At 36.6% G+C, this 25,817-nt stretch carries 23 protein-coding genes and 1 tRNA gene; 18 read left to right on the plus strand and 6 right to left on the minus strand.

The features are described 5' to 3' along the window. Nucleotides 1–45 precede the first annotated feature (45 nt). The 6 genes from ACXACQ_RS16805 (at nucleotide 46) to ACXACQ_RS16830 (ending at nucleotide 5,907) form a co-directional block, all read left to right on the plus strand. Nucleotides 46–1,215, plus strand: coding sequence for an immunity 26/phosphotriesterase HocA family protein (locus ACXACQ_RS16805; protein WP_474977126.1), 1,170 nt, complete (start codon nucleotides 46–48; stop codon nucleotides 1,213–1,215). Between the two features lie 357 nt (nucleotides 1,216–1,572). Continuing rightward, on the plus strand, nucleotides 1,573–2,616 hold the full coding sequence (locus tag ACXACQ_RS16810) for an OmpA family protein (RefSeq protein ID WP_474977127.1): 1,044 nt from the start codon (nucleotides 1,573–1,575) through the stop codon (nucleotides 2,614–2,616). A 277-nt stretch (nucleotides 2,617–2,893) separates the two neighbouring features. Beyond that, complete coding sequence (gene nudK / locus ACXACQ_RS16815) at nucleotides 2,894–3,484, plus strand: GDP-mannose pyrophosphatase NudK (protein ID WP_474977128.1); 591 nt, start codon at nucleotides 2,894–2,896, stop codon at nucleotides 3,482–3,484. Nucleotides 3,485–3,636: 152 nt separating this feature from the next. Continuing rightward, nucleotides 3,637–4,179, plus strand: a complete 543-nt coding sequence (locus ACXACQ_RS16820; protein ID WP_474977129.1) for a YbhB/YbcL family Raf kinase inhibitor-like protein — start codon at nucleotides 3,637–3,639, stop codon at nucleotides 4,177–4,179. A gap of 328 nt (nucleotides 4,180–4,507) precedes the next feature. Continuing rightward, nucleotides 4,508–5,350, plus strand: coding sequence for a helix-turn-helix domain-containing protein (locus ACXACQ_RS16825; RefSeq protein ID WP_474977130.1), 843 nt, complete (start codon nucleotides 4,508–4,510; stop codon nucleotides 5,348–5,350). Between the two features lie 59 nt (nucleotides 5,351–5,409). Then, complete coding sequence (locus ACXACQ_RS16830; protein ID WP_474977131.1) at nucleotides 5,410–5,907, plus strand: DinB family protein; 498 nt, start codon at nucleotides 5,410–5,412, stop codon at nucleotides 5,905–5,907. Nucleotides 5,908–6,584: 677 nt separating this feature from the next. Here the strand turns inward: ACXACQ_RS16830 and ACXACQ_RS16835 are convergent. After that, nucleotides 6,585–6,656 (minus strand) — tRNA-Glu (locus ACXACQ_RS16835). A 149-nt stretch (nucleotides 6,657–6,805) separates the two neighbouring features. Between ACXACQ_RS16835 and ACXACQ_RS16840 the strand changes: the two genes are divergently transcribed. From ACXACQ_RS16840 to ACXACQ_RS16865, 6 genes are all read left to right on the plus strand, one after another. Beyond that, on the plus strand, nucleotides 6,806–7,483 hold the full coding sequence (locus ACXACQ_RS16840; protein WP_474977132.1) for a response regulator transcription factor: 678 nt from the start codon (nucleotides 6,806–6,808) through the stop codon (nucleotides 7,481–7,483). Beyond that, nucleotides 7,480–8,739, plus strand: a complete 1,260-nt coding sequence (porY, locus tag ACXACQ_RS16845) for a PorY family sensor histidine kinase (RefSeq protein ID WP_474977133.1) — start codon at nucleotides 7,480–7,482, stop codon at nucleotides 8,737–8,739. The genes ACXACQ_RS16840 and porY overlap by 4 nt, the downstream gene beginning before the upstream one ends. Nucleotides 8,740–8,822: 83 nt before the next feature. Next, on the plus strand, nucleotides 8,823–9,593 hold the full coding sequence (locus tag ACXACQ_RS16850; protein ID WP_474977134.1) for a glycosyltransferase: 771 nt from the start codon (nucleotides 8,823–8,825) through the stop codon (nucleotides 9,591–9,593). Then, a complete protein-coding gene (locus ACXACQ_RS16855) occupies nucleotides 9,590–10,231 on the plus strand; it encodes a lipid-A-disaccharide synthase N-terminal domain-containing protein (RefSeq protein ID WP_474977135.1) in 642 nt (213 codons plus the stop codon). The genes ACXACQ_RS16850 and ACXACQ_RS16855 overlap by 4 nt, the downstream gene beginning before the upstream one ends. Continuing rightward, nucleotides 10,224–11,864, plus strand: a complete 1,641-nt coding sequence (locus tag ACXACQ_RS16860) for an ArnT family glycosyltransferase (RefSeq protein ID WP_474977136.1) — start codon at nucleotides 10,224–10,226, stop codon at nucleotides 11,862–11,864. The genes ACXACQ_RS16855 and ACXACQ_RS16860 overlap by 8 nt, the downstream gene beginning before the upstream one ends. 66 nt (nucleotides 11,865–11,930) lie before the next feature. Next, nucleotides 11,931–12,455, plus strand: a complete 525-nt coding sequence (locus ACXACQ_RS16865; protein WP_474977137.1) for a hypothetical protein — start codon at nucleotides 11,931–11,933, stop codon at nucleotides 12,453–12,455. 80 nt (nucleotides 12,456–12,535) lie between these two features. Here ACXACQ_RS16865 and ACXACQ_RS16870 read toward each other — a convergent pair whose 3' ends face one another. Both ACXACQ_RS16870 and ACXACQ_RS16875 read right to left on the minus strand, forming a co-directional pair. Next, nucleotides 12,536–13,255 (minus strand): LytR/AlgR family response regulator transcription factor, encoded by a 720-nt coding sequence (locus ACXACQ_RS16870; protein WP_474977138.1) that lies wholly within the window; start codon nucleotides 13,253–13,255, stop codon nucleotides 12,536–12,538. Beyond that, nucleotides 13,252–14,337, minus strand: coding sequence for a sensor histidine kinase (locus tag ACXACQ_RS16875; protein ID WP_474977139.1), 1,086 nt, complete (start codon nucleotides 14,335–14,337; stop codon nucleotides 13,252–13,254). The genes ACXACQ_RS16870 and ACXACQ_RS16875 overlap by 4 nt, the downstream gene beginning before the upstream one ends. Before the next feature lie 293 nt (nucleotides 14,338–14,630). Between ACXACQ_RS16875 and ACXACQ_RS16880 the strand changes: the two genes are divergently transcribed. The 6 genes from ACXACQ_RS16880 to ACXACQ_RS16905 all read left to right on the plus strand — a co-directional run bounded on the left by ACXACQ_RS16880 (nucleotide 14,631) and on the right by ACXACQ_RS16905 (nucleotide 22,681). Next, complete coding sequence (locus tag ACXACQ_RS16880) at nucleotides 14,631–15,758, plus strand: efflux RND transporter periplasmic adaptor subunit (protein ID WP_474977140.1); 1,128 nt, start codon at nucleotides 14,631–14,633, stop codon at nucleotides 15,756–15,758. A gap of 38 nt (nucleotides 15,759–15,796) precedes the next feature. Beyond that, a complete protein-coding gene (locus tag ACXACQ_RS16885; protein WP_474977141.1) occupies nucleotides 15,797–18,931 on the plus strand; it encodes an efflux RND transporter permease subunit in 3,135 nt (1,044 codons plus the stop codon). Nucleotides 18,932–18,948: 17 nt separating this feature from the next. Beyond that, nucleotides 18,949–20,361, plus strand: coding sequence for an efflux transporter outer membrane subunit (locus ACXACQ_RS16890; RefSeq protein ID WP_474977142.1), 1,413 nt, complete (start codon nucleotides 18,949–18,951; stop codon nucleotides 20,359–20,361). Nucleotides 20,362–20,428: 67 nt separating this feature from the next. Then, a complete protein-coding gene (locus tag ACXACQ_RS16895; protein WP_474977143.1) occupies nucleotides 20,429–21,451 on the plus strand; it encodes a beta-propeller fold lactonase family protein in 1,023 nt (340 codons plus the stop codon). A gap of 10 nt (nucleotides 21,452–21,461) precedes the next feature. Beyond that, entirely contained in the window at nucleotides 21,462–22,064 is a 603-nt protein-coding gene (locus ACXACQ_RS16900) for an O-methyltransferase (RefSeq protein ID WP_474977144.1), read from the plus strand. Nucleotides 22,065–22,276: 212 nt separating this feature from the next. After that, nucleotides 22,277–22,681, plus strand: coding sequence for a hypothetical protein (locus ACXACQ_RS16905; RefSeq protein ID WP_474977145.1), 405 nt, complete (start codon nucleotides 22,277–22,279; stop codon nucleotides 22,679–22,681). 103 nt (nucleotides 22,682–22,784) lie between these two features. Here the strand turns inward: ACXACQ_RS16905 and ACXACQ_RS16910 are convergent, their stop codons facing one another. The 3 genes from ACXACQ_RS16910 to ACXACQ_RS16920 form a co-directional block, all read right to left on the minus strand. After that, nucleotides 22,785–24,416, minus strand: a complete 1,632-nt coding sequence (locus ACXACQ_RS16910; RefSeq protein WP_474977146.1) for a DUF2075 domain-containing protein — start codon at nucleotides 24,414–24,416, stop codon at nucleotides 22,785–22,787. Next, entirely contained in the window at nucleotides 24,337–24,756 is a 420-nt protein-coding gene (locus ACXACQ_RS16915) for a hypothetical protein (protein WP_474977147.1), read from the minus strand. The genes ACXACQ_RS16910 and ACXACQ_RS16915 overlap by 80 nt, the downstream gene beginning before the upstream one ends. A gap of 123 nt (nucleotides 24,757–24,879) precedes the next feature. Next, entirely contained in the window at nucleotides 24,880–25,794 is a 915-nt protein-coding gene (locus ACXACQ_RS16920; protein WP_474977148.1) for a LysR family transcriptional regulator, read from the minus strand. Between the last annotated feature and the right edge of the window lie 23 nt (nucleotides 25,795–25,817).

Genomic DNA, 25,817 nt, shown 5'->3' on the forward strand with positions numbered 1-25,817 from the left:
AATAGTTGTACTTCACACAGGCTTAAAGAGAGATAGAACGTAACTATGAAATTTGAATTAACAAATACCGAAAGAGAATATTTTGGGCTGCAAAAAGTTCAAAGCCATTGGGATAAGGTACAACTTACGAAGGAAATATTTCTCTATTTTAACAATAATACGATCGTGAAATCTATTTCTGTAAACGACCATTTCTACAAAGAAAACGAAATGAATGAGGAGACTGAGAATAGAGAAATCTTGTTGCCAAAAACGAAAAAGGGAAAGCCTAAAAAACTCAATTTTTCATCTTTTCAGAGTAGAAATGGAATTGGCACTTATTTCTCATATGATTCTGGCCTTGGAGTGAGAATAGGCAACTATACAACACAAAAGACATTCTATTCAACAGACTTTGAAAGGATTAAAATTGAAACATTTGAGGAATTACAACTGTGGATTACCAAATTTATTAATGAAAGCACCGAAGAAGATAAGTCTGCTATTTTAAAGTTTAGTCAAGAAACGCGTAAGAATGTAAAAGTCAAAGAGGGGGATTTTTTCTGTTTTAAGGTAGACAGACGTAACTATGGATTTGGAAGAGTACTTCTGGATATAAGAAAATTAAGAAAGGACAAAACTCTGCAGAATGAAAAACATTATGGACTTAATCAATTAATGGGCCAGCCTTTAGCCATTAAAGTATATCACAAAATAAGCTCTAATCCTGATGTTGATTTGAATGAAATTAAAAATTTAAAGTGTTTTCCTTCACAATACATCATGGACAATACACTCTTTTATGGTGACTATACAATTATTGGCAATGTGCCTTTAGAAAACAATGAATTAGAATTTCCTATGTCCTATTCCAGGTGCATAAGTAGCAGTGATAAGAATGCTGTATACCTTCAATGGGGTTTAATTTACAAACAAACAGATATAGGCGTTTTTGATAAATACCTTTTAGCTGAAAACCAAAACTCCACGAATGAAAATAATAAAACTATTGTGAATCCCTTTAGGAATGAAGGCATAGGTTTTGGTATAAATTTGAATAAGGAAATTCTGCTTAAATGCATTGAAGAAGGTAATAATGAGCCCTTTTGGAACGAAAGATTTTATGCTAGAGATTTTGATTTAAGAAACCCTAAGAACCAAAAAATTAAAGATGCTATTTTTACCCAATTTAACCTTAACTCAGGACTTACCTACGCAGAAAACCTAGTCAAATAATATTGGCAATACATTGGATCACGCTTACGCTCATTAAAGTAATATACACCTTCTTCACTTTACCAGTCACAGTAATGATTCTGTACTATTTACAGAACTTACTGATGTAGCTTCATACAATATTTCTATGGATGGTTTAGATCATAACATCGGTTGGTGAATTAGCTCATTACATCGCATATCATTGACTTGCACCCTCTAAAATAATTTTGCTATCTTAATGCCAAGATGCTCATAATGAGCACACAAAACTGTTTGTAGATATATCCCGGTCATTCACAGGAAATTGACGGTTATCATTAGACTTACAGTGGAGATTATTATCAATAACTAAAACTATCAATCACTTAAACTATAATGAAAAAAAACTATTTAATCATTAGCTTATTTGCAATTACCGCCTTTACCTCTTGTTCAAAAGATAATAAAACAAACCACAATCAACCTGAAGAAGTTACTGAAACAGAGCCCGCTTCCTCTAATCAAGAGGAGCCAGTAAATGAAGTTTCTGCTGATAAAGTAAAAGAATTCTCGTGGGAAGATGTTTCTGAGTCTACCGTTGATATTGGGGCTTACCCATATATTACACCTCCAAAAGGAATGGCTGTTGATGAGAATACCAGCAGCACAGAATCTTATGATTTCCATAAACTTGAAATGTTTAATGGTGAATCATTTTTTGACATAGAAGGAAGAGTAGATAAAATGGGTATTATGATGGAAGATGGTAAAGAGTGGAACCAATACCTGTTTGATAAAAGTATAAAAGACTATTTAAATTCTATAGGAGCCCAACTCATTTTTGAAGGTAAAATTCCTGAGGAGTTGGTAAGTCAAAAAGGAGGGAGCGTAAACGAACGCTACACCTATTTTAACAACTTCTATGTTGGTGATGTAATAAATCATCCTATTCGCATGTATGTATTGAAAACTCCCACAAAAAAGATAGGTATTCAAATCTATTCTGACGTGGTTAATGCGCAAATTGGAGTAGTAGAATCGAAAGCATTTGAGCAGACTATTGAAAAAATAACGGCAGATCAGATTATTAATGACATAAATACAAAGGGTTTTGCAACGTTACATATCAATTTCGATACAGGTAAATCACGAATAAAAGCGGAATCTTATGAAATAATTAGTGAAATATCGAAAATGTTGAAATCAAACGCAGACTTAAAAATAAGCATAGAGGGGCATACTGACAATGTGGGAGATGCAGAAGCTAATAAGAAGCTTTCAGAAAACAGGGCAAAATCTGTTCTTATGGCACTCGTAGATGAAGGAATAGACGAATCTCGATTAAAAAGTGAAGGATTTGGGCAAAGTAAGCCTGTGGGTGATAATTCTACAGATGAAGGAAAAGCCCAAAACAGAAGGGTTGAGTTAAGAAAGATTTAAAAGTATATTATAAAAGGTAGTTCTGGTTCTAATTGAATCAGGGCTACACCACCTCTTGCCCCGTCATGCCCTAATGCTAAATAGGCTATCCATTATTAAAATTACCCAGACCTAAAAAGGAGCAGATGGGAGTAGTCAACGCTTCATTGCCCATAGAATATTGCAGCAAAGCGAGCAATACTAAAAAGTTTTGGTGAAATCAAAGGAACATGCCAAAATTTAGAAATTACCATTCAAAGGAACCAAAATATTTACTATAGCCTAAAGGAAATGCCTGATGCAGAACAATAGAATTAAAAACCTTCGTAAAGAGTTGCTTTCAGATAATTGGTATCGTTTAGATAAGGTTACCTACGATATTCAGTTAAAAAATGGCACATGGCAGTTTCAAACAAGAGAAGCTTATGATAGAGGAAGCGGAGCTACCATTCTATTGTATAATTTATCAAAAAAAAAAACAGTTGTATTGACAAAGCAATTTCGGCTTCCAACTTACATTAATGGAAATGAATCTGGTTTTCTAATAGAAGCCTGCGCTGGATTGCTAGATCAGGATAGTCCCGAAGACTGTATAAAGAAGGAAGCCGAGGAGGAAACAGGGTACAGGCTGAACAAAGTTGAAAAGGTATTTGAATCGTATATGTCATCAGGCTCTGTGACGGAAACACTTTATTTTTTCATTACAGAGTACACCGATAATTTAAAAGTGAGTAATGGTGGCGGATTGGCTGAAGAGCAAGAGTTCATTGAAGTGATGGAATTGCCTTTTGACAAGGCTTATGGCATGATCCAAACAGGAGAAATAAGAGACGGTAAAACCATTATGCTGCTTCAGCACCTAAAAATAAAAGGCCTTATAGGCGTCTAAAACCTCAAAATGTCCCAAGGCATATGATAAGAAGAAATAGGCGTATAATAAATACGCGTATTTGATCTTTTAGCCATAGGATATGAGCGATTGGCGATAATTTAAATATTCTCATCATTTTAGCTTTGCTACTATAATTAAAGCGATAAATCATGAACAAATATTTATTAACGTTAATCGTAGCAGTTTTTATGACCACACACTCTAAAGCACAAACATTTACCTTAAAAAGTAACGATCTGGGAGGCCAGATTACAACAAAACAACTGGGCAATGCCATGGGCTGTACTGGTGAAAATGTATCACCAGAACTGCATTGGGAAAATGCGCCAGAAGAGACAAAAGCATATGCTGTAACCATTTATGATATGGACGCTCCAACTGGTAGCGGGTTCTGGCATTGGGTAGTTTATAACATTCCTGCAAATATTACTTCATTAAAAACTGATGCCGGTAATTTTTCTGGCAAGCAATTACCTAGTGGAGCTATCAATGGTAATAACGATGCCGGACTACCTGGTTATGTAGGACCTTGTCCGCCTGAAGGGCAAATTCATAGGTATGCAATTACAGTGTTTGCCTTAAAAGCTCCGCTAGATTTAGATGCAAATGCAAGTGCCGCAATTATTGGCTTATTTTTAAATATGAATGCTATAGAAAAAGCTTCATTGCTGGTATACGGAAAACGAAACTAGCATGAGCTAATTAATTTTGCCTCGCTTGCTATCCAGTATAGTCTAAAGCTGTTCTGGTAGCAAGCGAGTTTAAGCTTTAAATGATATACCTTACATACTTGTTTTACGTGCAATGATGAACTAGAAATAAAGCCATGGAATCAGAAGAAATTTTTAAGGCTTGCCTCTGACAATAATTTACTTAATTTTGAAATAGCAATAAGCCTTTCTAATACAAGAGAAGGAGGGAGGTGCACGCATAATTATACTAAACAAGCGCAATGGTAGTGTGCTAATTTATTTCGTAAGTTTAACGTTTGCACTTTTCGCGTATATATCAAAATATGTTATGAGCGTTTTTACTATATACAATTACACATCTGACAGGCAAGTGCCACGAAACAAGATTTTCCTGCCGAAAAATCTAATTACTTTTTTAGAGGAAGGCGAAAAGAGCGTTTATTATGCAGATAATAAAACCTCTATTAAAAACGATCAATTCGCAATACTATCATCAGGAAACTGCTTAATGACAGAGAAGCTTCCTTCAGATAATGCTTATAAAAGCACCATGTTATTTTTTGATAACTCAGCCCTGATGAACTTCTTTGTGAAATACGCTGCCATCATTGACAAAATTTCAACAAGTACTAATACAACACAAAAACCATTTGTAGTACTACCTAAAGATGAATTTATCAGAAATTACATTGCATCACTTCAGTTAATTCAATTAAAGCCAGCATCATTTACTGAAAAAATAATAGAGCTAAAATTTGAGGAATTGATGCTTCATTTGCTTGAGATGCACCCTGCTCAAGTACTATCCTTCCAGAATATAAAACAAGAGGAACATTCAGATTTTGAAATACGAAAAGCCGTTGAGATGAATATCACCAACAATCTGACCCTCGAAGAATTAGCATTTTTATGTCACACTAGTATTTCTACCTTTAAACGTAAGTTCGTAAAGCTGTATAACGAAACACCAAGCCATTATTTTTTGCAGCAAAAAATGGAGATAGCCAAATCTTTACTATTAAAAAATGAAAACCCTAGCGAAGTATTTTACAAAGTAGGCTACGAAAACCATTCAAGCTTTTCTCAGTCATTTAAACAGGTATATGGTATTAGTCCTAAGCAGTTTCAGCAGCAAAATTTGGATGCTCCACAACAGTTTTTGAACGATTAGCCATAAGCACTGCCACAGGCGTCATTTTACCTTTGCGCAGAACATTAAACGTAAAGACAATGACAAAACAAGACCTGCTAGAAATAGCAAATTACAGCAATTGGGCTGATGAAATCGTAATCAACTGGTTAGATCAAATTACCGATGAGCAGTGGGAAAAAGAAATAGAAAGCAGTTTTAATTCTATAGCAAAAACTGCAATTCACATAGTAAGTGGCAAAAAAGTATGGGTGGACTTTTGGCAAAATACACCAGAACTCGTTTTTCTGTCGGCTATATTCGATGGCTCTAAAAGTGATTTAATCACGATATGGAAAAACACCATGGACCATTATAAAAATGTCATAGAAAATTATGAGGAAGACGAGTGTTCCAAAATCATTTCATTTAAGGTGAGGGGAGAAGAATGGGAAATGGAATTTGCTCAGACTGTAATGCATCATAACAACCACGCCACTTATCACCGTGGGCAACTGATAACCATGCTAAGACAAGCCGGCTTCACCAACCTTCGCAATACAGATATGGCTACTTACTATGCCAAAGTAAAAAAATAAACTAAATACAGATTTCAGCTATGCTCAACTAGGTTACTGACAATAAAACATCAGCAGATATTTATCTGCTGATGTTTTGTTTGATGGTATCAGAATTTAACAAGAAACAGAACGCATATAAAAATAACATTTTTACTTAATTTAATTGTATAATAATATGATTAAGCCTCAATTTATCCGTTTGATGCTAACTATTTGGATTAATGTATCTGGTCTATAAGGGAAAGCACTGGGCAAAGATGCTATTTTCGGTACTATTGATTCTTGGAGTTCTTGTAGGTATCTATTTCTTAATTTTTTAAGAATTGAATCTAAACTTATTTCAACAAATTTTTCTAGTTGCTATAACTGTTGTTTTTGGGTATGTCTCATATTACCTCAATACCAGTGATAGATTAGATAAATTTGTGCGGTTTCAAAAAAAGGAGCATGTTAATTATTGATGTACTCCGTGCCCGCCATGCTGCACGGATGCATGACATTAGGATTATAGCCCACATTTCCTTACCTCCAGCATAGTTGAACTGATCTATAAAGATAATTTGTTAAAAGCTTTGTGTTTGCTTCAGTGGGGGCTACTCTTTGGTGGAGAATACTACAGGAACATGGTTCCTTATAATAATGCATGCTTCCATACAAAAAAAGGCTGCATATTTTTATGCAGCCTTTTTTGCTTGTAGTCCGTAGGGGAATCGAACCCCTGTTACCAGGATGAAAACCTGGCGTCCTAACCCCTAGACGAACGGACCATTGCAATTGCTTTCCTTAAAAGCGATGCAAGTATCGCCAATCATAAATAATATTCCAAAATATGAGCAATAAAATTTATAAAAAAATGCAAATCCTAATTTTTTACAGAATTGATATCGTCCCTTGTATTAGTTAAATTAGGTAAGTCATGAAAATTTTACTTGTAGAAGATGAGCCCTCGTTGGTAGACACCATTGTTAAGTACCTCAAAGACGAAGGTTATTTATGTGAAATAGCGACAGACTACAATGAAGCTATACAAAAAACCAGCATATATGAATATGATTGCTTGTTGGTAGATATTACGCTACCTCACGGAAATGGCTTAGATGTAATCAAAAGTTACAAAAAAGCTCACCACATTGGAGGTGTAATCATCATATCCGCCAAAAATTCCATTGAAGACAAAATAGCAGGTTTGGATATTGGAGCAGATGATTATTTGACAAAACCTTTTCATCTCCACGAATTAAATGCAAGGATTAAATCTTTAATGAGGAGACTTAACTTTAATGGAGAACAACTTATCGTGTTTAATGATATTGTAGTTAACCCAGATGAAAAAACCGTGAAAGTGGCGGAAAAAGATATAATACTTACAAAAAAAGAGTTTGATATTTTAGTATTTTTTCTACAAAACCCTAAACGTGTATTGTCTAAAAACGCTATTGCCGAACATTTGTGGGGTGATCATATGGATATTGCCGATTCTTATGATTTCATATATTCTCAAATTAAAAACTTGAGAAAAAAGATTAATACACACAGCACCTACGATTATATACAGTCTGTCTATGGTGTAGGGTATAAACTAATTAAAATTTGAAATTACTATCAAAAACAAACCTATATTATGTACTCTACACAGCGTTATTATTAGTCTGCTGTGGAAGTGTTTTTTATTCCATCATTAATGATATCATAGAAAAAGAAGTTCAGAAAGTTTTAAACTATGAGCTCGCAGAATTTATAGAAAATGCAGATAAAGATTCCTCATGGCTTAGCTTTAGCAAACCTATAGAGTTTGAAATAGTACCTTCTAAGCTAATCATAACTGAACCGCTAGTTAAGGATACACTTATTTATGAGCACGAAAAGGGTGAATATATTCCTTACCTAGAGATGAAACTTAGTCACTCATTCTATGGTAAAAATTATGAAGTGGTTTTAAGAGAATCATTAATAGCGACTGATGGAATTTTAGTAGGAGTAACAGAAAGCATGATTATTCTATTCATTTGCTTACTAATAGGCCTCTTTGCCATTAATAACTATTTGTCGCGCACTCTCTGGCAACCTTTCTACAGCAACATTTCAGCTATTAAGAATTACAATATTAGTAAGCGCGCCAATATTCCGCACATAGAAAGTGACATTAATGAATTCTCTGAACTGAACAACACGCTGCACCATATGAGTGAGCGCATTCATCATGATTTTATGAGCCTTAAGCAGTTTACAGAAAATGCCAGCCACGAAATACAAACACCATTGGCCATTATAAAGTCAAAAATAGACTACCTATTATCTCATGTAAACGATGAAGAAACATTAAAAGATTTACAACATATAGAATTGGCTACAACTAGAATTTCGAAAACTAACCAAGCTCTTTTGTTACTTACTAAAATAGAAAATTATCATTTTGACAAGCTAGAAAGCTTAAATATTGGAAAGCTTGTATACGCCACGGTAGCTGATTTTAAAGAGTTTGCCGAAGCTAAAGGGCTATCTATCACAATTGAAGATAAATTCGGGACCTCTGAAGGACTTTTCAATAGAGATTTAGTCCAAATTATGATTAACAATTTATTGAGTAATGCCATCAAGCATAATACTGCAAATGGTTTTATTAAAATTTATGTTGATAATAACAAGTTAATCGTTGAAAACAGCGGTCTTGACATAAAGGTTACCCCCGAAAAATTATTTGAAAGATTTTTTAAAATAAATCAATCGAGTGAATCTACAGGGTTAGGTCTATCCATCATACATCAAATAATAAAGGTACTACAGTACAAGATCGCCTATACCCAACAAAATAAAGTGCACAAGATAGAAGTATGGTTTAACAGAACATAAGGTTAACAGTTAGAGATAGTCCCATTTTTCTACAGATTCATAAAATAGCTTAGCAGCATACATTCAGCAAGAGCTTTATGAGTATGAAGAAGAAAGAGTTAACCATTATAGTACCCGTTTATAACGAAGAAGAATCGCTTGATAAGTTTAAAGAAGAAATGGACAAATACCTGGCCGCAACGCCAGTGGCTACGCTAATACTATTTGTAAATGATGGCAGCACTGATAAAAGCCTGAGTATTATTAAAAATATTTGTGATAAGAACCCATTTTACACTTTCATATCACTTAAAGAAAATTGTGGACTAAGCACAGCTATCAAGGCCGGTTTTGATACTGTAGTAACTACATACACAGGCTATATAGATGCTGACCTGCAAACCTCACCTTTAAATTTCATAGACTATTTCGAACAACTAAATAGCCATGCTATGGTAAATGGCATAAGGGCTAACAGACATGATAGTATCATAAAGAAGCTTTCATCTAAAGTGGCCAATCGATTCAGAAGGTTTATGATCAATGATGGCATTGAGGATACTTGCTGTCCCTTGAAGATCATGCACACAAACTATGTAAAGGAAATACCTTTTTTCAACGGTATGCACAGGTTCATACCTGCTTTAGTTCAATTACAAGGTGGCTCAGTATTTCAAAAAGAAGTCAATCATTACGCACGATATGCAGGCACGCCCAAATATAATTTATTAAATAGAGCCATTGGACCTTTTTTTGACACACTCGCATTCGTGTGGATGCGCAAAAGATTTATCAGGTATGAAGTAGGAGAACGAAAACCTGCCATTATTTTACCGCACCAAAGTAATGAAACTACTTTAGCCCAAGCTGTATGAGTTATTACATGATTATGGCTATTGGGCTTATGGCTCAAGGCTTGTTTTCCGCAAGGCTAATTATTCAGTGGTTTAAATCAGAAAAGGAGGGACGCTCATTATCTCCAACTATTTTTTGGATACTGAGTTTAATTGCCTCCATAATGCTGGTTCTATATGGTATTTTAAGAAAGGACTTAGCTATTATACTTGGTCAATTTATATCTTATTTTATATACATAAGAAACTTGCAATACAAAGGAGCATGGCCAGCATTACCTACAGCTATCAAATGGATAGTAGCTTCTTTTCCTCTGCTGGCATTTGCATTGATGGCACTAGACACTAATCATAGCTGGAATGCAATAGCACATAACAACGCCATCCCCAATAACATGCTTGTTTGGGGCACTGCCGGCCAAGTTATCTTTACGCTACGATTCGTTTATCAATGGCTATATTCAGAGAAAATACAAGAGTCTGTAATACCCTTGCCATTTTGGGTAATAAGTTTAGTCGGAGCATTATTAATTCTCACCTACGCTGTCTACAGAATGGATTTACCAATTTTTATGGGCCAAGCATTTGGCGTGGTTATTTACAGTAGAAATATTTTTTTATCCTTAAAGCACAAGGCTACGTCCTCTTCTTATGATTAAAGTTAATTCGAAATGGCTGCCATATATATTGTTATTTCTAGCAGCATTATTACTTTTTTGCAAGCTCGGCAGCTGGGGTGTAATAGAAACTAGCGAAGCAAGATATGCAGAAATATCATGGGAGATGTTCTGCTCTGGTAATTATTCTCATCCCACACTTCTTAATATTGGGCACTACCACAAGCCTCCTTTAACTTATATAATTACAGCAATTAGCTACAACCTCTTTGGCGCAACTCCATTTGCTGCAAGATTTTTCTTACAAGTAGCAGTACTCATACAGCTCGTACTAATCTACAATTTAACAAAAAAGCTATTCGGAAATTATCAAATTGCCTTATTGGCTTCTTTTATTTATTTCACCTTTCCTGTAGTTATACTATCTGCGAGGGGGCTAACTACAGATGCTTACCTCAATACATTTGTACTGGGCGCAGTTTGGTCTTACATAAGCTACCGAAAAAACGGCCATTACCATAGTTTATATCTTGCAGCTATATTGATGGGCTTTGGTTTCTTAACAAAGGGGCCGGTGGTACTAATCATTCCGGCCGTGGTTTTCATCTGTTGCAATGTGTTCAGGCCATTTGGTATAAAACGCGTGTGGAGTTATCATCATGTGTTTATTAATTTGGTATTCCTGACTATTTCGGCATCTTGGTTTGTGATGTTATACCTCGAAAATGCCAAATTCTTAGATTATTTTGTAATAGACCATACACTCAAAAGGTATGTAACTAATAAGTTCGGCAGGCATGAGCCTTTTTGGTATTACATTTTGTTAATCCCTGCCACAACATTGCCTTGGATAATTATTACTTTTAATAAGTTAAAAAATGCTTTGCTTAATAGATTTTCACTATCTAAAGAGGAAGCTGTTTTAAGTTATTGGATATTATTGCCTCTATTATTTTTCTCCCTCTCACAATCCAAGCTCATTCTATATGTTTTACCAATATATCCTGCTATAGCCATTCTGGCAGCTAAAACATTGTATGATCTTTCATCTAAGCATATCACCAAGTTTAATATTATTGCCTTTACATATGCCATATTAATTGTATTAGCGCTCATCACATTGGGTTTAGTTGTACCAACAGTGCACTACAGTGCCACTATGTTTATACTACTTGCATTGGCTTTGTTGATTATACTCGTAATACAGAAGAAGATAAAACAAAAATTAAAATCAGTATTACTTACTCTTGGCCTGACCATAACAACGTTGATTTTAATTAGCAATATGTTTATGCAGCTAAATCCGCTAACTACCAACTCAACTCTACCCGTAACACAGTTTATTGAAGCCCATAACCCTTATAATGCTCCGGTTATAGCCTTGGATGAGCGGCTTCCTTCATTAGCCTTTAATATGAAGCAAGAGATTATTTCGGCATATTTTATAGATGATGAATTGAATAGGGAAGTGCAATTTGAGGCCAACAGCAATTGGAAAGCTAATTTTATTGACCTGAACCATGCTGAAGGTTTATCTCGCTTCAAGGCACTCATAACTCAAGGGTGTTTCATTGTGGTTAAAAACAAATGGCCCAAAGGCCTTTCTACGCAACCCAATAGCGGCTATGCCGTACATAACTTTGGTAAATGGGTAGTCTACTATCCTCTCAAATAAATACCTTCAAACACTTTCAGAAATTAGCTTTAGCTTATTTTTGCTGGTACAATAATTATTTTTTTTATGATCAAGATCAAACAAGAACCTTTTTTACCATTTCCATTAAGGTTTGCAGGTGTTTTTTTAATGATAGTTGGTGTCGTGGCGATAATGATTTTCGGATTATACGCTTACAAGGGAATATTAATGGATCTTTTGCACATTGGGGAAATTAACTATTTTCAGGTGATAGGCTATCCACTACTCATTGTGCTTGGTTATGTGATGTTATCTGCCAGATATAAATTGATCATCGATCCGCAAAGTAAGTCATATCGTCAAGTGCTTTGGATACTTGGCTTTAAGAAAGGGGAGTGGGTGAAATTCGATTACATACAGAAAGTATATATTAATACGGCCACTGAAGGCCATAAATTAAGTGGATTTATTGGCTCTGCTATCAAGGTAAAAGGACAAGTCAACAAAGCCTTTATAAAATTAGATAATGGAGAAACGCTTCATCTTTTTACAGAAAAAGATAGAAAAAAGGCAGAAAAAAGACTCGATAAACTAAAACAGCGTTTCGATGGAATTTACAAAGGGAAATAGTTGCGAAAAGCAATTAAATAAGATAAAAAACAATCAATTGCGCTATCTAATTATCAATTCACTGTATTTATCCTAAGCTCTTAATCCCAGCCCATAAACTTTTTAAAATCAGCCTTATACTGTTCGCCTATTGGTATTTTAGTATCATCTATGGTAATTGATGTTTTGGTCACTGAAGTGATTTTATCTAAAGAAATGATGAAGGAGCGATGTATTCTCATAAATTGAGAGCCCGGTAGCTTTTCTTCTAATGCCTTCATGGTAATGAGACTAAGCACAGGACGATTGCTATCCATAGTATATATCTTAGCATAATCCTTTAACGCTTCAATGTAGCCAATATCTTCATATTTTATTTTTACCCACTCTTGCTCCACCTTAAGAAAAAGGTGGTTCTCTTCATTAGACTGAACCTGACTTCTGTTTTCTAATGACGCATAATAACGGGCTTTATCTGTGGCCTGCAAAAACTCATTGTAATTATATGGTTTAAGCAAATAATCAATAGCATTTACCTTATAGCCTTCAAGAGCAAAGTGGTTATAAGCGGTGGTAAAAATGATTTTAGGTGAGTCTGCACTTCTTTTGTTAATCATGTTAGCGAGCTCCATCCCATTTAAATCCGACATCTGAATATCGAGAAAAACTACATCAATATGTTCGTTTTGCAAGGTGGGCAATGCCTCAATAGAACTAGAATAACTTCCCAACAAATGCAAAAAAGGAGTTTTCTCTATGAACCTACATAGTAAGTCCAAAGCCAGGGGCTCATCATCTACCGCTATACAATTTAATTTCACAACAAGTTTATTTGTAGCTGAACAATATATTGATTTCCATTTTTAACACCATAGTTTAACTCGTGTCTATCTTTATATAATAGATTAAGCCGCCTTTGGGTATTAACAAGCCCAATCCCTTTATCGTTTATGGCATTACTGTCTATCTCAAAAATAGGATTTTTCACTTCTAAGCGCAGTTGATTATGGTTAGCTTCTAGGCTTATCTCTATTTTTCCTCCTTTTGACGCACTTACACCATGTTTAAATGCATTTTCTATAAATGACATCAAAAGCATAGGCGCTATAGTTTCGTTACTTAGGTCTTGAGGATGATTAAACTCCACTACAGTGTGCTTATTTAGTCGTAACTTCATTAACTCTATATAACCACTTATAAAACGAAGCTCATTCTTTAAAGTAGTAATATCATTTTGCGTTTCATAAAGTAAGTATCGCATCATCCATGATAGTTTATGCAACGCCTCACGAGAAGTTTCAATATCAATATAAGTGAGTGAGTAAATATTATTTAAAGTATTGAAAAAGAAATGAGGGTGGATTTGAGCCTTTAGGAAAGATAACTCTGAACTTATTTGTTGCTGCTGTAAATGCTGCCTTATTTCCTTTCCTTTTTGCCAGTGCTGCACTACTGTGGTAGTAGTACTTATACCCAGTGTAACAAACAAACTGAAAAGCATAAAAACATCAAGCTCGTCTTTATTTTTTCTGTTAGACCCAAGTACTTTCTTCATCAACTCAGGTAAATCTAAATAGACATTGATGTAGTCCGTAAGAATCATTACAGCAATAATAAGGGAAGTAATTACCAGCGTAAATAACCCTGTTTTATTATTAAGTAAAATTTTAGGTGTTAAAACATGGGCATTGACATAAAACAAAATAATTAGAACACTGTACTGATACACATGCTTTATCCAAAACTCACTAGGCAATTCTATACCCCAAGTCAGGGGAGTGTATACCAATAGCACAAAACCAAATAACGCCCACAATAAAATATGTATCAGCACTATAATGTACTGATTTTTAAAAGCCATACTCAGCGTATTCTCCAACTCCGATTTTCCTTTTTCTGACATTCACTCTCTATTTGAGATGTTAATTTAGTAAACCCATACGTTATTTACGAAATGCTGTTAGCCTCACTGGACTAACATATGCTGCCAGTCGACCAAAACCAGCCGGAGACAGATGAACACCCAAAATTAACCTACAAACAGATAAATTCTGTGTTGGTCGAGCATTAACCAGTATTAGTCGACTAGTATTAAGCCCTTGTCTATTAGCCTTTTGCCCCACCATTCTTATGGTTTGATTTATCGTATATACATACAGTTGAGCGAGTCTCTGTTAACCATTTATAATAAATAAGATGCATAGTATTAGAGTTTATTTTTCAGGTTTGTTACTAACGGGTTTGGCCTCTTTAATGATCTCCTGCGGGGGTGGTGAAGCTAGGCAACAAGATGCCCCTCCCAAAACCTTTAACGTAAAAGCACTAGAACCTACAGAAGTAGTACTTTATCAAGAGTACCCAGCAAGCATAGAAGGGCAAGATGTAGTAGAAATTAGACCCAAAGTGGATGGCTATGTAGAAGAAATATATATCGATGAAGGCGCTACTGTAAAAAAAGGACAGTTATTATTTAAAATATTTAACCCTCAATACGAACAAGACCTACGCACAGCCAGAGCAGGGGTAGAAACAGCACAAGCTGAAGTAAAGGCTGCTGAACTTACAGTGGAAAAACAAAAGCCATTGGTTGAAAAGGACATTATAAGTTCATTTGATTTAAAGACTTCCGAATATACATTACAGTCAAAAAAGGCACTGCTTATGCAGGCTAAAGCCACACTAGCCAATGCACAAACCAACTTAGGTTACACTACCATCAAAAGCCCTGTAAACGGAGTTACAGGAATGCTACCTCACAAGAAAGGTAGTTTGGTAAGTAGCACATCTACCGAACCCCTTACTACTATTTCTAGCTCAGGCAACATGTATGTTTATTTTGCATTAAACGAAAAGCAGCTGTTAGAAATTTCAAGAGAATACGAGGGAAGTACCATCCAAGAAAAGTTAAAGAAATTTCCGGATGCCATTTTATTATTAGCTGATGGTACCGAGTATGACCAAAAGGGTAAAGTATTAACTGCTAGCGGATTAATAACTACAGCCACGGGCTCTACCAATCTTAGGGCTACTTTTCCTAACCCAATGGGCATCCTTCGCTCTGGTGGTAGCGGAACCATACGTATTCCTAGGGCATTGGATAATGCCATCGTAATACCACAGAGTGCCACTTACGATCTTCAGGATAAGCACTTTGTATATGTATTACAAAAAGATAACACAGTAAAAAGCACCTCTATTACGGTGCAGTCCACGCCAGATGGTAAATCATTTGTAGTGAGCGAAGGCCTTAAAAAAGGTGACAAGATAGTGGTAGGAGGTACCAACCAGCTGAGTGATGGGGCTAAGATAACTCCAGCTTCATAAGCTATACGCTCATTTTTTAATTTAAAGAAGTTTAAGACATGATAAAACGTTTTATAGAGAGGCCTGTATTGTCTACAGTGATCTCCGTGATCTTAGTTATTCTGGGTATTTTGGGGCTGGAAACACTACCTATCTCTCAATACCCCGATATAGCACCACCCACAGTGCAGGTTTCTGCTTCCTACACCGGAGCCAATGCTGATGTGGTTTTAAATTCAGTAATAATACCACTTGAAGAGCAAATCAACGGTGTTGAAGATATGACTTACATGACTTCATCTGCCACTAATGAAGGCTCGGGCTCTATCACAGTGTATTTTAAAGTTGGGACAGACCCCGATTTGGCAGCCATAAACGTACAAAACAGAGTTTCTAGAGCATCTAGTCTGCTACCAGCAGAGGTAACGCAAGCCGGAGTTACAGTCACTAAAAGACAATCTAGTAACATCCTCATTTTTGCGTTGCACAGTAAAGATACTGCAGCTTATGATCAGACCTTTTTGCAGAACTATGCTAAAATTAACCTTGTGCCCCAACTTAAACGTGTTAATGGGGTAGGTGATGCAACTGTATTTGGCTCTAGAGATTATTCCATGAGAATTTGGCTTCAGCCAGATAAAATGGCTGTTTATGGTTTAGAACCTTCTGACATCAACAATGCCCTTAGTAGCCAAAATGTGGAAGCTGCTCCGGGTAAATTAGGAGAAAATGGTGACCAGTCTTTTCAATATGTAATCAAATATACCGGTCGTTTAAAAGAAGTAGAGCAGTTTGAAAAGATTATAGTAAAATCACTTGGCAATGGACAAAACCTGTATTTAAAAGATGTAGCACGTTTAGAATTAGGGGCTCAAAGTTATGCTACCTATAATATTGCCAACGGTATGCCAGCTGTAGGTGTAGCCATAGCTCAAACTGCTGGCTCCAACGCCAGAGATGTAATTAATGACAGTAAAGCGGTGTTAGAAGAAGCTGCGCAAAACTTCCCTGCAGGAATAGATTATATCACCCTGGTAGATGCTAACAAATTTTTAGATGCTTCCATAGAAAAGGTGATACACACCCTGTTAGAAGCATTTATTTTGGTATTTATTGTAGTTTTCATATTCTTACAAGATTTCAGATCTACATTAATACCCGCCATAGCCATACCTGTGGCTATTGTAGGAACATTCTTTTTCCTCAACCTTTTTGGCTTTACCATCAATCTCCTTACGCTTTTCGCTTTAGTCTTAGCCATTGGTATTGTGGTGGATGATGCCATTGTAGTGGTAGAAGCCGTGCATGCCAAACTTGATGAAGGGTACCAATCTTCGAAAAAGGCTTCTATCGATGCTATGAACGAAATTACATCAGCTATTATATCCATTACCTTGATTATGGCTGCGGTATTTCTTCCTGTAACATTTATTTCAGGTTCAGCAGGAGTTTTTTATAAGCAGTTTGGTATTACGCTAGCCGTAGCCATTATACTTTCGGCCATCAATGCGCTTACCCTTACGCCAGCGCTATGTGCTTTATTTTTAAAGCCTCATAAGGAAGAACACAAACATAAAAATGTGCTCAATAGATTCTATAGCTCATTCAATGCTTCATTTGATGCGTTAACACAACGATACAAGAAAACCATACACTTTCTTTCTATCCGCAAATGGCTATCTATAGGAGTAGTAGTATTGTTTATTGGTGCATTTTATGGGCTTATAAAAAGTACTTCTTCATCATTTGTGCCTAGTGAGGACATGGGTACGGTATTCGGCAGCATTAGCTTACCACCAGCCTCATCACTAGAAAGATCTGATGAAATTTCTACAAAAATAGATAGCATAGCTCATACTATTCCTGCTGTAAATAATACCATGCGTATAGTAGGACAAAATTTTACTGCTGGTAGTGGTAGTGCTTATAGTATGGTAATTATGGAGCTCAAAAATTGGGATGATAGAGAAATGTCAGCCAATGAGGTAATAGGACAATTGTTTGCTAAAACTGCGCAGATTACCGAAGCAGATGTGGTATTCTTCCCTGCCTCCACCATTCAAGGTTTTGGTACTAATGGAGGGTTCGAGTTTCAGCTTCAAGACAAAGGTGGACACAGCGTTCAGGATTTTTACAAGGTAAGTCAAGATTTTTTGAGCGCGTTAAGTCAGCGCGAAGAAATTCAGTATGCCAGCACTCCGTTTAACCCTAACTTTCCACAATTACAACTCTCTATAAATGTGGCCAAATGTATGGATGCGGGCATAACACCCGAAAATGTACTCTCTGCTATGCAAGGTTATTATGGTGGTATATACGCCTCTAATTTCAATTTATATGGTAAGCAATACCGGGTTATGATTCAGGCAGATAGTGAATACCGAGCTAACGAAGACTCGTTCAATAATATTTTTGTAAAAACAGGCAGTGATGAAATGGCGCCTATTACTGAATTCATTAAGCTAGAACGCGTATATGGCCCGGAGAGTATTTCTCGCTTCAACCTCTTTACTTCCATGTCAGTAACTGGGTCACCTAATGATGGCTATAGCTCAGGCGATGCCATTAAGGCGATACAAGAAGTAGCTGCACAAACTTTACCGGTAGGTTACGGCTATGAGTTCTCAGGCATTACTCGCGAAGAGCTCACCACGGGAGATCAGGCTATTTATATTTTTATGCTTTGTTTTCTATTCGTTTTCCTATTGCTCAGTGCACAGTATGAAAGTTACATTTTGCCGTTTGCAGTATTACTTTCTTTACCTATTGGACTTAGCGGCACATTTTTGTTTGACAAAATATTTGGCATTGACAATAACATTTATACTCAGATTTCACTGATCATGCTTATAGGACTATTGGCCAAAAACGCTATTCTAATAGTAGAATTTGCCTTACAACGCAGAAGAGCTGGTGAGCCTTTAATACAGGCTGCAGTAGACGGTGCCGTGGCAAGATTAAGACCTATTTTGATGACTTCTTTTGCCTTTATATTCGGGTTGATTCCACTTATGGTAGCCTCAGGGGTAGGAGCTAAAGGAAACAATTCCATAGGTGCGGGTGCTGTAGGAGGCATGTTTGTAGGAACACTAATAGGAGTGCTAGTGATACCTGCTCTCTTTGTAATATTCCAATCATTGCAGGAACGGTTTTCCGGCAAAAAAGAGGTTGAGGAAGATATTTCTGTAGCATAATTCAAATCAGAGACAAAATGATCAAGAATAAATATATACTAATAGTTGTTTTAGCAGTGATGTGTGGATCGTGTCAGATTACTAAAAAGTATGAGCGGCCCGATCCCGCTCTTGCGGAAATGTATAGAGGGAAAGAAAGTACTGACACAACCACCATTGCTGATATGCCTTGGAATGAACTTTTTACTGATCCCAACTTGCAAAAACTAATTCAAAAGGGCATTGACAATAACTTAGACATGAAAGTGGCTGTGGCCAGAATGAATGCTGCTTCTGCTAACCTAAAACAAACCAAAGCTGCATTTTTCCCTTCACTTTCGGCTAATGCTTCTTATACACGATCCAAAACATCTAGTGCTCAATTAAGAAGTTTTTCTAATAGCAACGCTAACACTACTATTCCAACAATAGAACAGTATGCCCTTACAGGATCTAGTAGCTGGGAATTAGATGTGTGGGGTAAGCTAAGGAGTAATAAAAGAGCCTATTTGGCGGCATTCTTAAAAAGTGAAGCATACCGAAGAACGGTTCAAACTCAGCTCATAGCCGATATTGCCAATAACTACTATTCGTTATTGGCTTATGATGAGCAGCTAAGAATTACGGAGCGTACTATCGCCATTCGTAAAAACGACATAGAAACAGTGGAAGCACTTAAAGAATCCGGGTCATTAACCGGTGCAGACCTCGCACAGAGCAAAGCCAATTATTATGCGGCAGAGGTTACACTTCCAGAGCTAAAACGCAGTATCAAGGAAATTGAAAATACCCTAAGCGTACTTCTAGGAGAATCTCCAGATAGCATACCGCGCTCCAGTCTAGATGATCAAACACCGCTAACGAATTTATACACCGGAGTGCCTGCTCAGCTGTTGGCTAACAGGCCTGATGTAATTCAAGCTGAATATGGACTTAGAAATGCTTTTGAACTGACTAATGTAGCCAGAACGTATTTCTACCCTTCATTATCTTTAACCGCACAGGGAGGATGGGCCACCGTTAATTCTGTATCGGGCTTTTTTGATGGAACCTTTTACGGAAGTCTGGTAGGGGGGCTGGCACAACCTATTTTTAACAATGGACTTAACAAGCAACGCTTGCGCGTGGCAAAGGCTAACCAAGAGGAAGCATTCTTTACCTTTAAAAATACGTTATTAACTGCGTCAGCAGAGGTAAGTAATTCCTTATATAGCTATCAGGCAGCTAGCGATAAGCTGGTTTTCCGCACACAACAATTGGAGTCTTTAGAAACGGCTGTAGATCATACTAAAGAGTTACTTAGGTTTACCTCTAACGTGAACTATACTGATGTACTTACCGCAGAAACCAACTTGCTAACTGCGCAGCTTAATGGCATAAATGATCGCATGCAGCAGTTACAGGCTGTGGTAGAATTGTACAGAGCGCTCGGTGGAGGCTGGAAAAATTAAAAATTTATGCTAACGCATTCCTTTAAAACTCGTTGTTAGAAATGTATCAGACTAAAATAAAGTTAAAATGAAAAGTAGTATTTCATTGGTATTGTTCTTTGTCACCTTGAGCCTTTGTTATGGCCAGACGCCAACAAGAACTTTAATTACTGTTTCAAAAACAGAACATAAGCTGTCTATAGTAGATCCTGCAACCCTCAATATAATTTCTCAGGTGCCTGTAGGGCCAAACCCGCATGAGATTATCACTTCACCAGATGGTAAGCTGGCTTATGTTTCTAATCCCGGTAATAGTGACTTATATGAAATTGACGTAATAGACCTTGAGCATCAGAGGGCTCTGCCTATGATAGATACCAGACCACTATATGGGCCGCATGGTATGGCTTATGTAAATGGCACGTTGTGGTTCACAGCACAAGGCTCAAAAGCAGTGGGAAGGTATAACCCTGAAAGCAAAAGCTTAGACTGGAGCATGGGCACGGGCCAGGATGTAACTCACATGATTTATGTGGCTCCAGACGCTAAAAGCTTTTATACAACTAACGTTCTCAGTGGTACAGTAAGTATTTATGAAAATGTATTGCTACAGCCTACCATTCCGCCTACGGGTAAGCTGCCTCCTAATGCCAAGTCTCATTGGGACTGGGAGCAGACGCTGGTGCCTTCTACAGTAGGATCAGAGGGTTTTGATGTTTCGCCTGATGGTCAGGAGCTATGGACGGTAGATGCAGATGGTCTGATAACCATTATAGATCCAATAGCTAAGAAGGTGAAGGAAAAGGTGAAAACAAACATATTAGGAGCACACAGAATTAAGTTTACACCAGATGGGAAAAAAGTGGCTGTGGTAAGTGTAAGAACTGGTGACCTGGTGTTTTTCGAGGCCAGCAGCAGAAAGGAAAGTGATCGTTTGAAAATAGGGCAGGGGGCTGCCATGCTTATGGATCCGGTGGATAACAGGTTGTTTGTTTCGTGTCCGCCAGATGGCTACATATCAGTTATAGATTTAAATAAGATGAAAGAAATAAGTCGACTCAATGTTGGGGGAAGACCTGATGGCCTGGCCTGGGCCATAACCGAAGATTAAAATTTTAGATATGATAACATTAGAAAGTGATAATATCAAAGAGGTGCTTACTGACCTTCATAACAAGTCGGATGCTGACTTCAAACATAGGATGGCAGAGAATATAACATCAAAGAAAACGGCCTATATGTCGGTGAGCAGTGAAGAGGGTAAGTTTATTAATTTTCTGGCTAAGGCTTCACAAGCGCAAAACATTGTAGAATACGGTTGTTCTTATGGTATTTCAACTATATATCTTGCGGCAGCGGCTAAAGATAATGGAGGTTTTGTTACTACCACAGAGATGGAGCCCAATAAGGTTAAAGGAGCACAGCAAAACATTGATAGTGTTGGCCTTACTGAATATGTTGAAATTCTGGAAGGAGATGCCCTTAAAACACTGTCAGAATATGATCAGGAGATAGATTTTCTGTTTCTGGATGGAGCCAAGAGTCTGTACCTGCCAGTATTTGAGATGTTGCAGGAAAGGCTGGTAAAAGGAGCCGTTATCTGTGCCGATAATGCTGATAGACCGGACGCCCAACCGTTTGTACAATTTATAATGGATCAAACCAAAGAATACTCCTCATTCATGGCTTTTGACGGCCGACTGTTATGTGCGGTGAAAGGTTGATTATTCGTTAAAGTGAGAAAAGTTAATGCCTATGGAACTCCTTTTATCAATGAACTTTATCGCAATTTGGATATAACGGTATAATAATTATCTAACTTAACTTAATTTCTAGTTAACTTGCATCACTTTTCATCGCATCAAAAGTGAGACTTAAGAGAACATATCAAACTAAGTTAAAGATTGATGATTTGTATAGAAATATCAGGCGGAATATGGACATAGAACCTGATTATTCTGGCAATCATCTAACTTATTTCCTTGAATTGGATAAGGCACTAAAATCCACTAAATCTCTTTGGTATAAAATCCCCTTTGAGCACCAGATTAACATCAAGAGCAATAGTATTTTTTACTGGCCAAAAGCTATAGCCACTTTTACCCCGAGCGATTCCGGCACATCTGTTACTGTCAGATTCCATGGTGCACTTGCTGTTTTTATACTATTAGTTCTTTTTGTCTCTTATATCTTGGGTTTAGTTGCTTTAAGTGCAATTCAACAGCCGTCTCACTTTTTACAGATTCTTCCTGTTGCAATTTTTATTATACCTATAACTTTCTTAGCTGTTTTTTTTCGAAAAATACAGGACAATATTATTAGAGAATTACAATTCTCCTAACTAAGGTTTCGTTTAGCCACAAGTTATTCGACTTGAACCATTTGGCAATTATTATTTTGACTACTAATCAATTATGCACCTCTGACATGGATATAGAGATAATTTACATTAATTCATCTATACCCAGTTCTAATAAATATTTATAAGTATGTTCGTAAAATCGATCGGGTCTTGTATTATCAATGCATGAGCCGTTCGGTAAATAGATTACCATGCCTTGACGAGCCCTTGTAAGTAATACTCTGTAAGTATTTTTTAGATATTCTTGGTCAATGGACTGCTTCATATTAACCCATTTGGAACCTTTAAAGATTTGATGTCTCCACTTATTATTTTCAATATGAAAATTAGCCCCCCAAGCAAGACAAACCCAATCAATTTCTAATCCTTGTATATCAAATTCGGTAGCAATTTCTTCTAAAAAATATGATGATCTAACATCCTCTTTTCCATTTAAAAACCAGATAGGTGCTGATATTTCATTTTTAACGTCAAGCCCAACAGATTTCAGTCTACGAGCACCAGATGAAGCTATAATACCAGTTCTTTCAGAGCCTTTGGCTTTTTCTCTTAGCCATGATTTAGCTAATTCCATATCTCTAGTAATTTTAATAGGAAATTGAGACTTAAGCCCTTTATAGAGTTCTTTAGCATCTTCTACCCTCAGCTCTAATAGGTTATGGATGAAAGCAGATAATTTTTCAGACCTGAAGGATCTAACTGAAACAGCTAAATGAAGTTCTTTGGCTTTTGTTGCATTGTGAGTTAACCATTCGCGTTGTTCAGAAGATTTTATATAGTTAGGTGTGTTAATAATTAAGTTTGAGTAATGAATATGCCAATTTGAATAGTGATTTTTTAAAGTTTCAATCCATTCTTCAAGACCAGCCTCGCCTGTATTGATTTCTTGACCTCCACCTATTAGACAAACAATTGTACACCAGCCCGTATGCCTATTCATTACATCAATTAAAAATTCAGGTTCAGACATATTGAAATTTTCTATGCCTTTTTTTCTTTTCATGAATGAACTTGCCTGTTTGTTTGTCCAAGCTCGTTGAGCTTCATCAAAAACAACAACTTTTTCGGTAGGCTGTATATTTTGTTTTAGATATTCATCTCTAAAATGATGTATGTTCTGAATAAAGGCATGTGTTTTTCTTTTGGCGTCATTCTTTTTAATAGATGATCCATGCTGTCTACTAGAAGAAACTATATCCCTTGTTAAAGCCTCTCTTAGTACATCAACTAATGGTCCGTTACCCGATAAAAACACAGCATGTTCATCTTCGTGTGACTTCATACGTTCATTTGCGATGTTAAGCCCAGCTAATGTTTTACCTGCACCAGGGACTCCAGTAACAAAACATATTGACTTTGTATTAGAGGTCTTACTATTATTGATTATGTCGTTCAGATATTGAGCCGTTTTGGATAGGTTAATAGCTCCTGAATCTGATCTTGATATTTCTTCTACTTTGTGTCCATTATAAAGAGCTCGCGCAGCCTCAATTATTGTCGGTGTAGGTTTATAAATTGATTTCTCCCAATCGTTAGGCGAAAGTGGGATAGATTTTATATCTTGAATAAAAACACTTAGTGTTTTAGAAAGAGAATTTCGATTAGATTTTGCAGCATCTTCAAGCGCTAAAATTTTATTTACATCGTTCTCGATTACTGCAGCATTCGTAGAAACTAAATGCCGGTACCAGTTTAGCGCTGTGGCTTCCTTCATGGAAGTTTTTAAGATCTAGAGTGTAGTCTATCACCTGTTCGATTGCATGCTTTCCGTAGTTGTTTTCTCCCACTTTGAATTCCACAATGAAAATAGAGTCTTTAATAATAATGACGTTATCAACTCTTTTACCCATTCTTGGAATAGCAAATTCAAAGAATATATGTCCTCTAAAGCAGGCTAATTGTTCTTTCAATATTTCAATTTGGTTTATCCAAGCATTCCGTTGAAGTTCTTCAAGAGTACGATTGCTATGATTCAAACTCAAGTTTCCTAAAACAGACGTAGTGCTTTCCTTGATAAAAGAAGCAATTGAATTTTCATAGTAAGATCGAATCATAAAAATGAAATTTAGTACTTTATTATTGAGATAAGCTACTCATCTCCTTACTCTATAATCAGATATTAAACCAACCCGGTTTGCAAACATTAAAATAGGAATCAGCCTTCTTTAAAACACTAATCACACCATATGCTCTGCCGGAGCAAACTCTCTAATAAGCATATCTTCCAGTTGGTTTATTTCATCCATAAAGAGTGATTGCTTTCTTTTGCCAAAGTAGAGGGTGTTTTCTATGGGTTTGTAGCCTTCCCATATGTTGTATACATCACCATTGGCCAGGGCTTCTCTGGAGATGAAATCAGGGATAACGGCCAGTCCACTGCCTTGGGAGAGACACCTGATGATGGAGAATTTATTAGGTACTATATAGTTAGGAAAAAAATCTGGCAGCTCTTTGAAATTTCTCTCCCAAAAGGTTGTAAGCATACGCATGTCTGCTGCGGTATTGTACCATATTTGTTCCTTGAGCCATTCTTTTATGCATTTTTGATCTGCAGATTCAAAGTCGGGTATGTTGCTTAGGTCTGTTTCTTTTCCGGCCACTAAAATGAGACGTTCTACCGTGAAGGGCTCAAATATAAGGGTTTTGTTGGTGCTCACTGAGTTAGTAAGTATCATGTCCAGCGCCCCTTTTTCTAGTGATTGTGTGAGTACACTATTGGCTTCAAACTGTAAAATAAGATTAAAATCCAGTTTAGGTATATGTTTCTCTAATCCCTGCTGGAAGGTTTCCATACACATGCCTACGGTAAGGGTAGCTCTTTCTTTACCGGCCTTTTTCTTAAATCTTGTTTCTATTTCTTCCAACCCTTGCAATGATTGAAGTACCTGCTGGTAGAGCTGGTGACCTTTTTCGGTAGGAATCATTTTTCTGGCTGTTCGTTCAAAAAGAGCGTAGCCAGTATAGCCTTCTAGTGAGTTGAGATGCAGGCCCACACCCGGTTGTGTCATGTAAAGCTGCTTGGCAGCACCGCTCATGGTACCGGTTTCGTATATAGATTTAAAAGTTCTGAACCACTCTAAATTTGCCTGCATATCTATAATTATTGTTTTATATG

Source organism: Fulvivirga sp. AWR4_260 (genome assembly GCF_056158185.1).

Excerpts from the sequence above, each read along its gene's own strand:
- ACXACQ_RS16840 (WP_474977132.1), top strand. The coding sequence starts at position 6,806 with ATGAAAATTTTACTTGTAGAAGATGAGCCCTCGTTGGTAGACACCATT.
- ACXACQ_RS16875 (WP_474977139.1), bottom strand. The coding sequence starts at position 14,337 with ATGTCAGAAAAAGGAAAATCGGAGTTGGAGAATACGCTGAGTATGGCT.
- ACXACQ_RS16920 (WP_474977148.1), bottom strand. The coding sequence starts at position 25,794 with ATGCAGGCAAATTTAGAGTGGTTCAGAACTTTTAAATCTATATACGAA.
- ACXACQ_RS16890 (WP_474977142.1), top strand. The coding sequence starts at position 18,949 with ATGATCAAGAATAAATATATACTAATAGTTGTTTTAGCAGTGATGTGT.
- nudK (WP_474977128.1), top strand. The coding sequence starts at position 2,894 with ATGCAGAACAATAGAATTAAAAACCTTCGTAAAGAGTTGCTTTCAGAT.
- ACXACQ_RS16910 (WP_474977146.1), bottom strand. The coding sequence starts at position 24,416 with ATGAAGGAAGCCACAGCGCTAAACTGGTACCGGCATTTAGTTTCTACG.
- ACXACQ_RS16880 (WP_474977140.1), top strand. The coding sequence starts at position 14,631 with ATGCATAGTATTAGAGTTTATTTTTCAGGTTTGTTACTAACGGGTTTG.
- ACXACQ_RS16905 (WP_474977145.1), top strand. The coding sequence starts at position 22,277 with ATGGACATAGAACCTGATTATTCTGGCAATCATCTAACTTATTTCCTT.
- ACXACQ_RS16830 (WP_474977131.1), top strand. The coding sequence starts at position 5,410 with ATGACAAAACAAGACCTGCTAGAAATAGCAAATTACAGCAATTGGGCT.
- ACXACQ_RS16805 (WP_474977126.1), top strand. The coding sequence starts at position 46 with ATGAAATTTGAATTAACAAATACCGAAAGAGAATATTTTGGGCTGCAA.
- ACXACQ_RS16820 (WP_474977129.1), top strand. The coding sequence starts at position 3,637 with ATGAACAAATATTTATTAACGTTAATCGTAGCAGTTTTTATGACCACA.
- ACXACQ_RS16865 (WP_474977137.1), top strand. The coding sequence starts at position 11,931 with ATGATCAAGATCAAACAAGAACCTTTTTTACCATTTCCATTAAGGTTT.
- ACXACQ_RS16915 (WP_474977147.1), bottom strand. The coding sequence starts at position 24,756 with ATGATTCGATCTTACTATGAAAATTCAATTGCTTCTTTTATCAAGGAA.
- ACXACQ_RS16825 (WP_474977130.1), top strand. The coding sequence starts at position 4,508 with ATGAGCGTTTTTACTATATACAATTACACATCTGACAGGCAAGTGCCA.
- ACXACQ_RS16850 (WP_474977134.1), top strand. The coding sequence starts at position 8,823 with ATGAAGAAGAAAGAGTTAACCATTATAGTACCCGTTTATAACGAAGAA.
- ACXACQ_RS16860 (WP_474977136.1), top strand. The coding sequence starts at position 10,224 with ATGATTAAAGTTAATTCGAAATGGCTGCCATATATATTGTTATTTCTA.
- ACXACQ_RS16895 (WP_474977143.1), top strand. The coding sequence starts at position 20,429 with ATGAAAAGTAGTATTTCATTGGTATTGTTCTTTGTCACCTTGAGCCTT.
- ACXACQ_RS16810 (WP_474977127.1), top strand. The coding sequence starts at position 1,573 with ATGAAAAAAAACTATTTAATCATTAGCTTATTTGCAATTACCGCCTTT.
- ACXACQ_RS16900 (WP_474977144.1), top strand. The coding sequence starts at position 21,462 with ATGATAACATTAGAAAGTGATAATATCAAAGAGGTGCTTACTGACCTT.
- ACXACQ_RS16885 (WP_474977141.1), top strand. The coding sequence starts at position 15,797 with ATGATAAAACGTTTTATAGAGAGGCCTGTATTGTCTACAGTGATCTCC.
- ACXACQ_RS16855 (WP_474977135.1), top strand. The coding sequence starts at position 9,590 with ATGAGTTATTACATGATTATGGCTATTGGGCTTATGGCTCAAGGCTTG.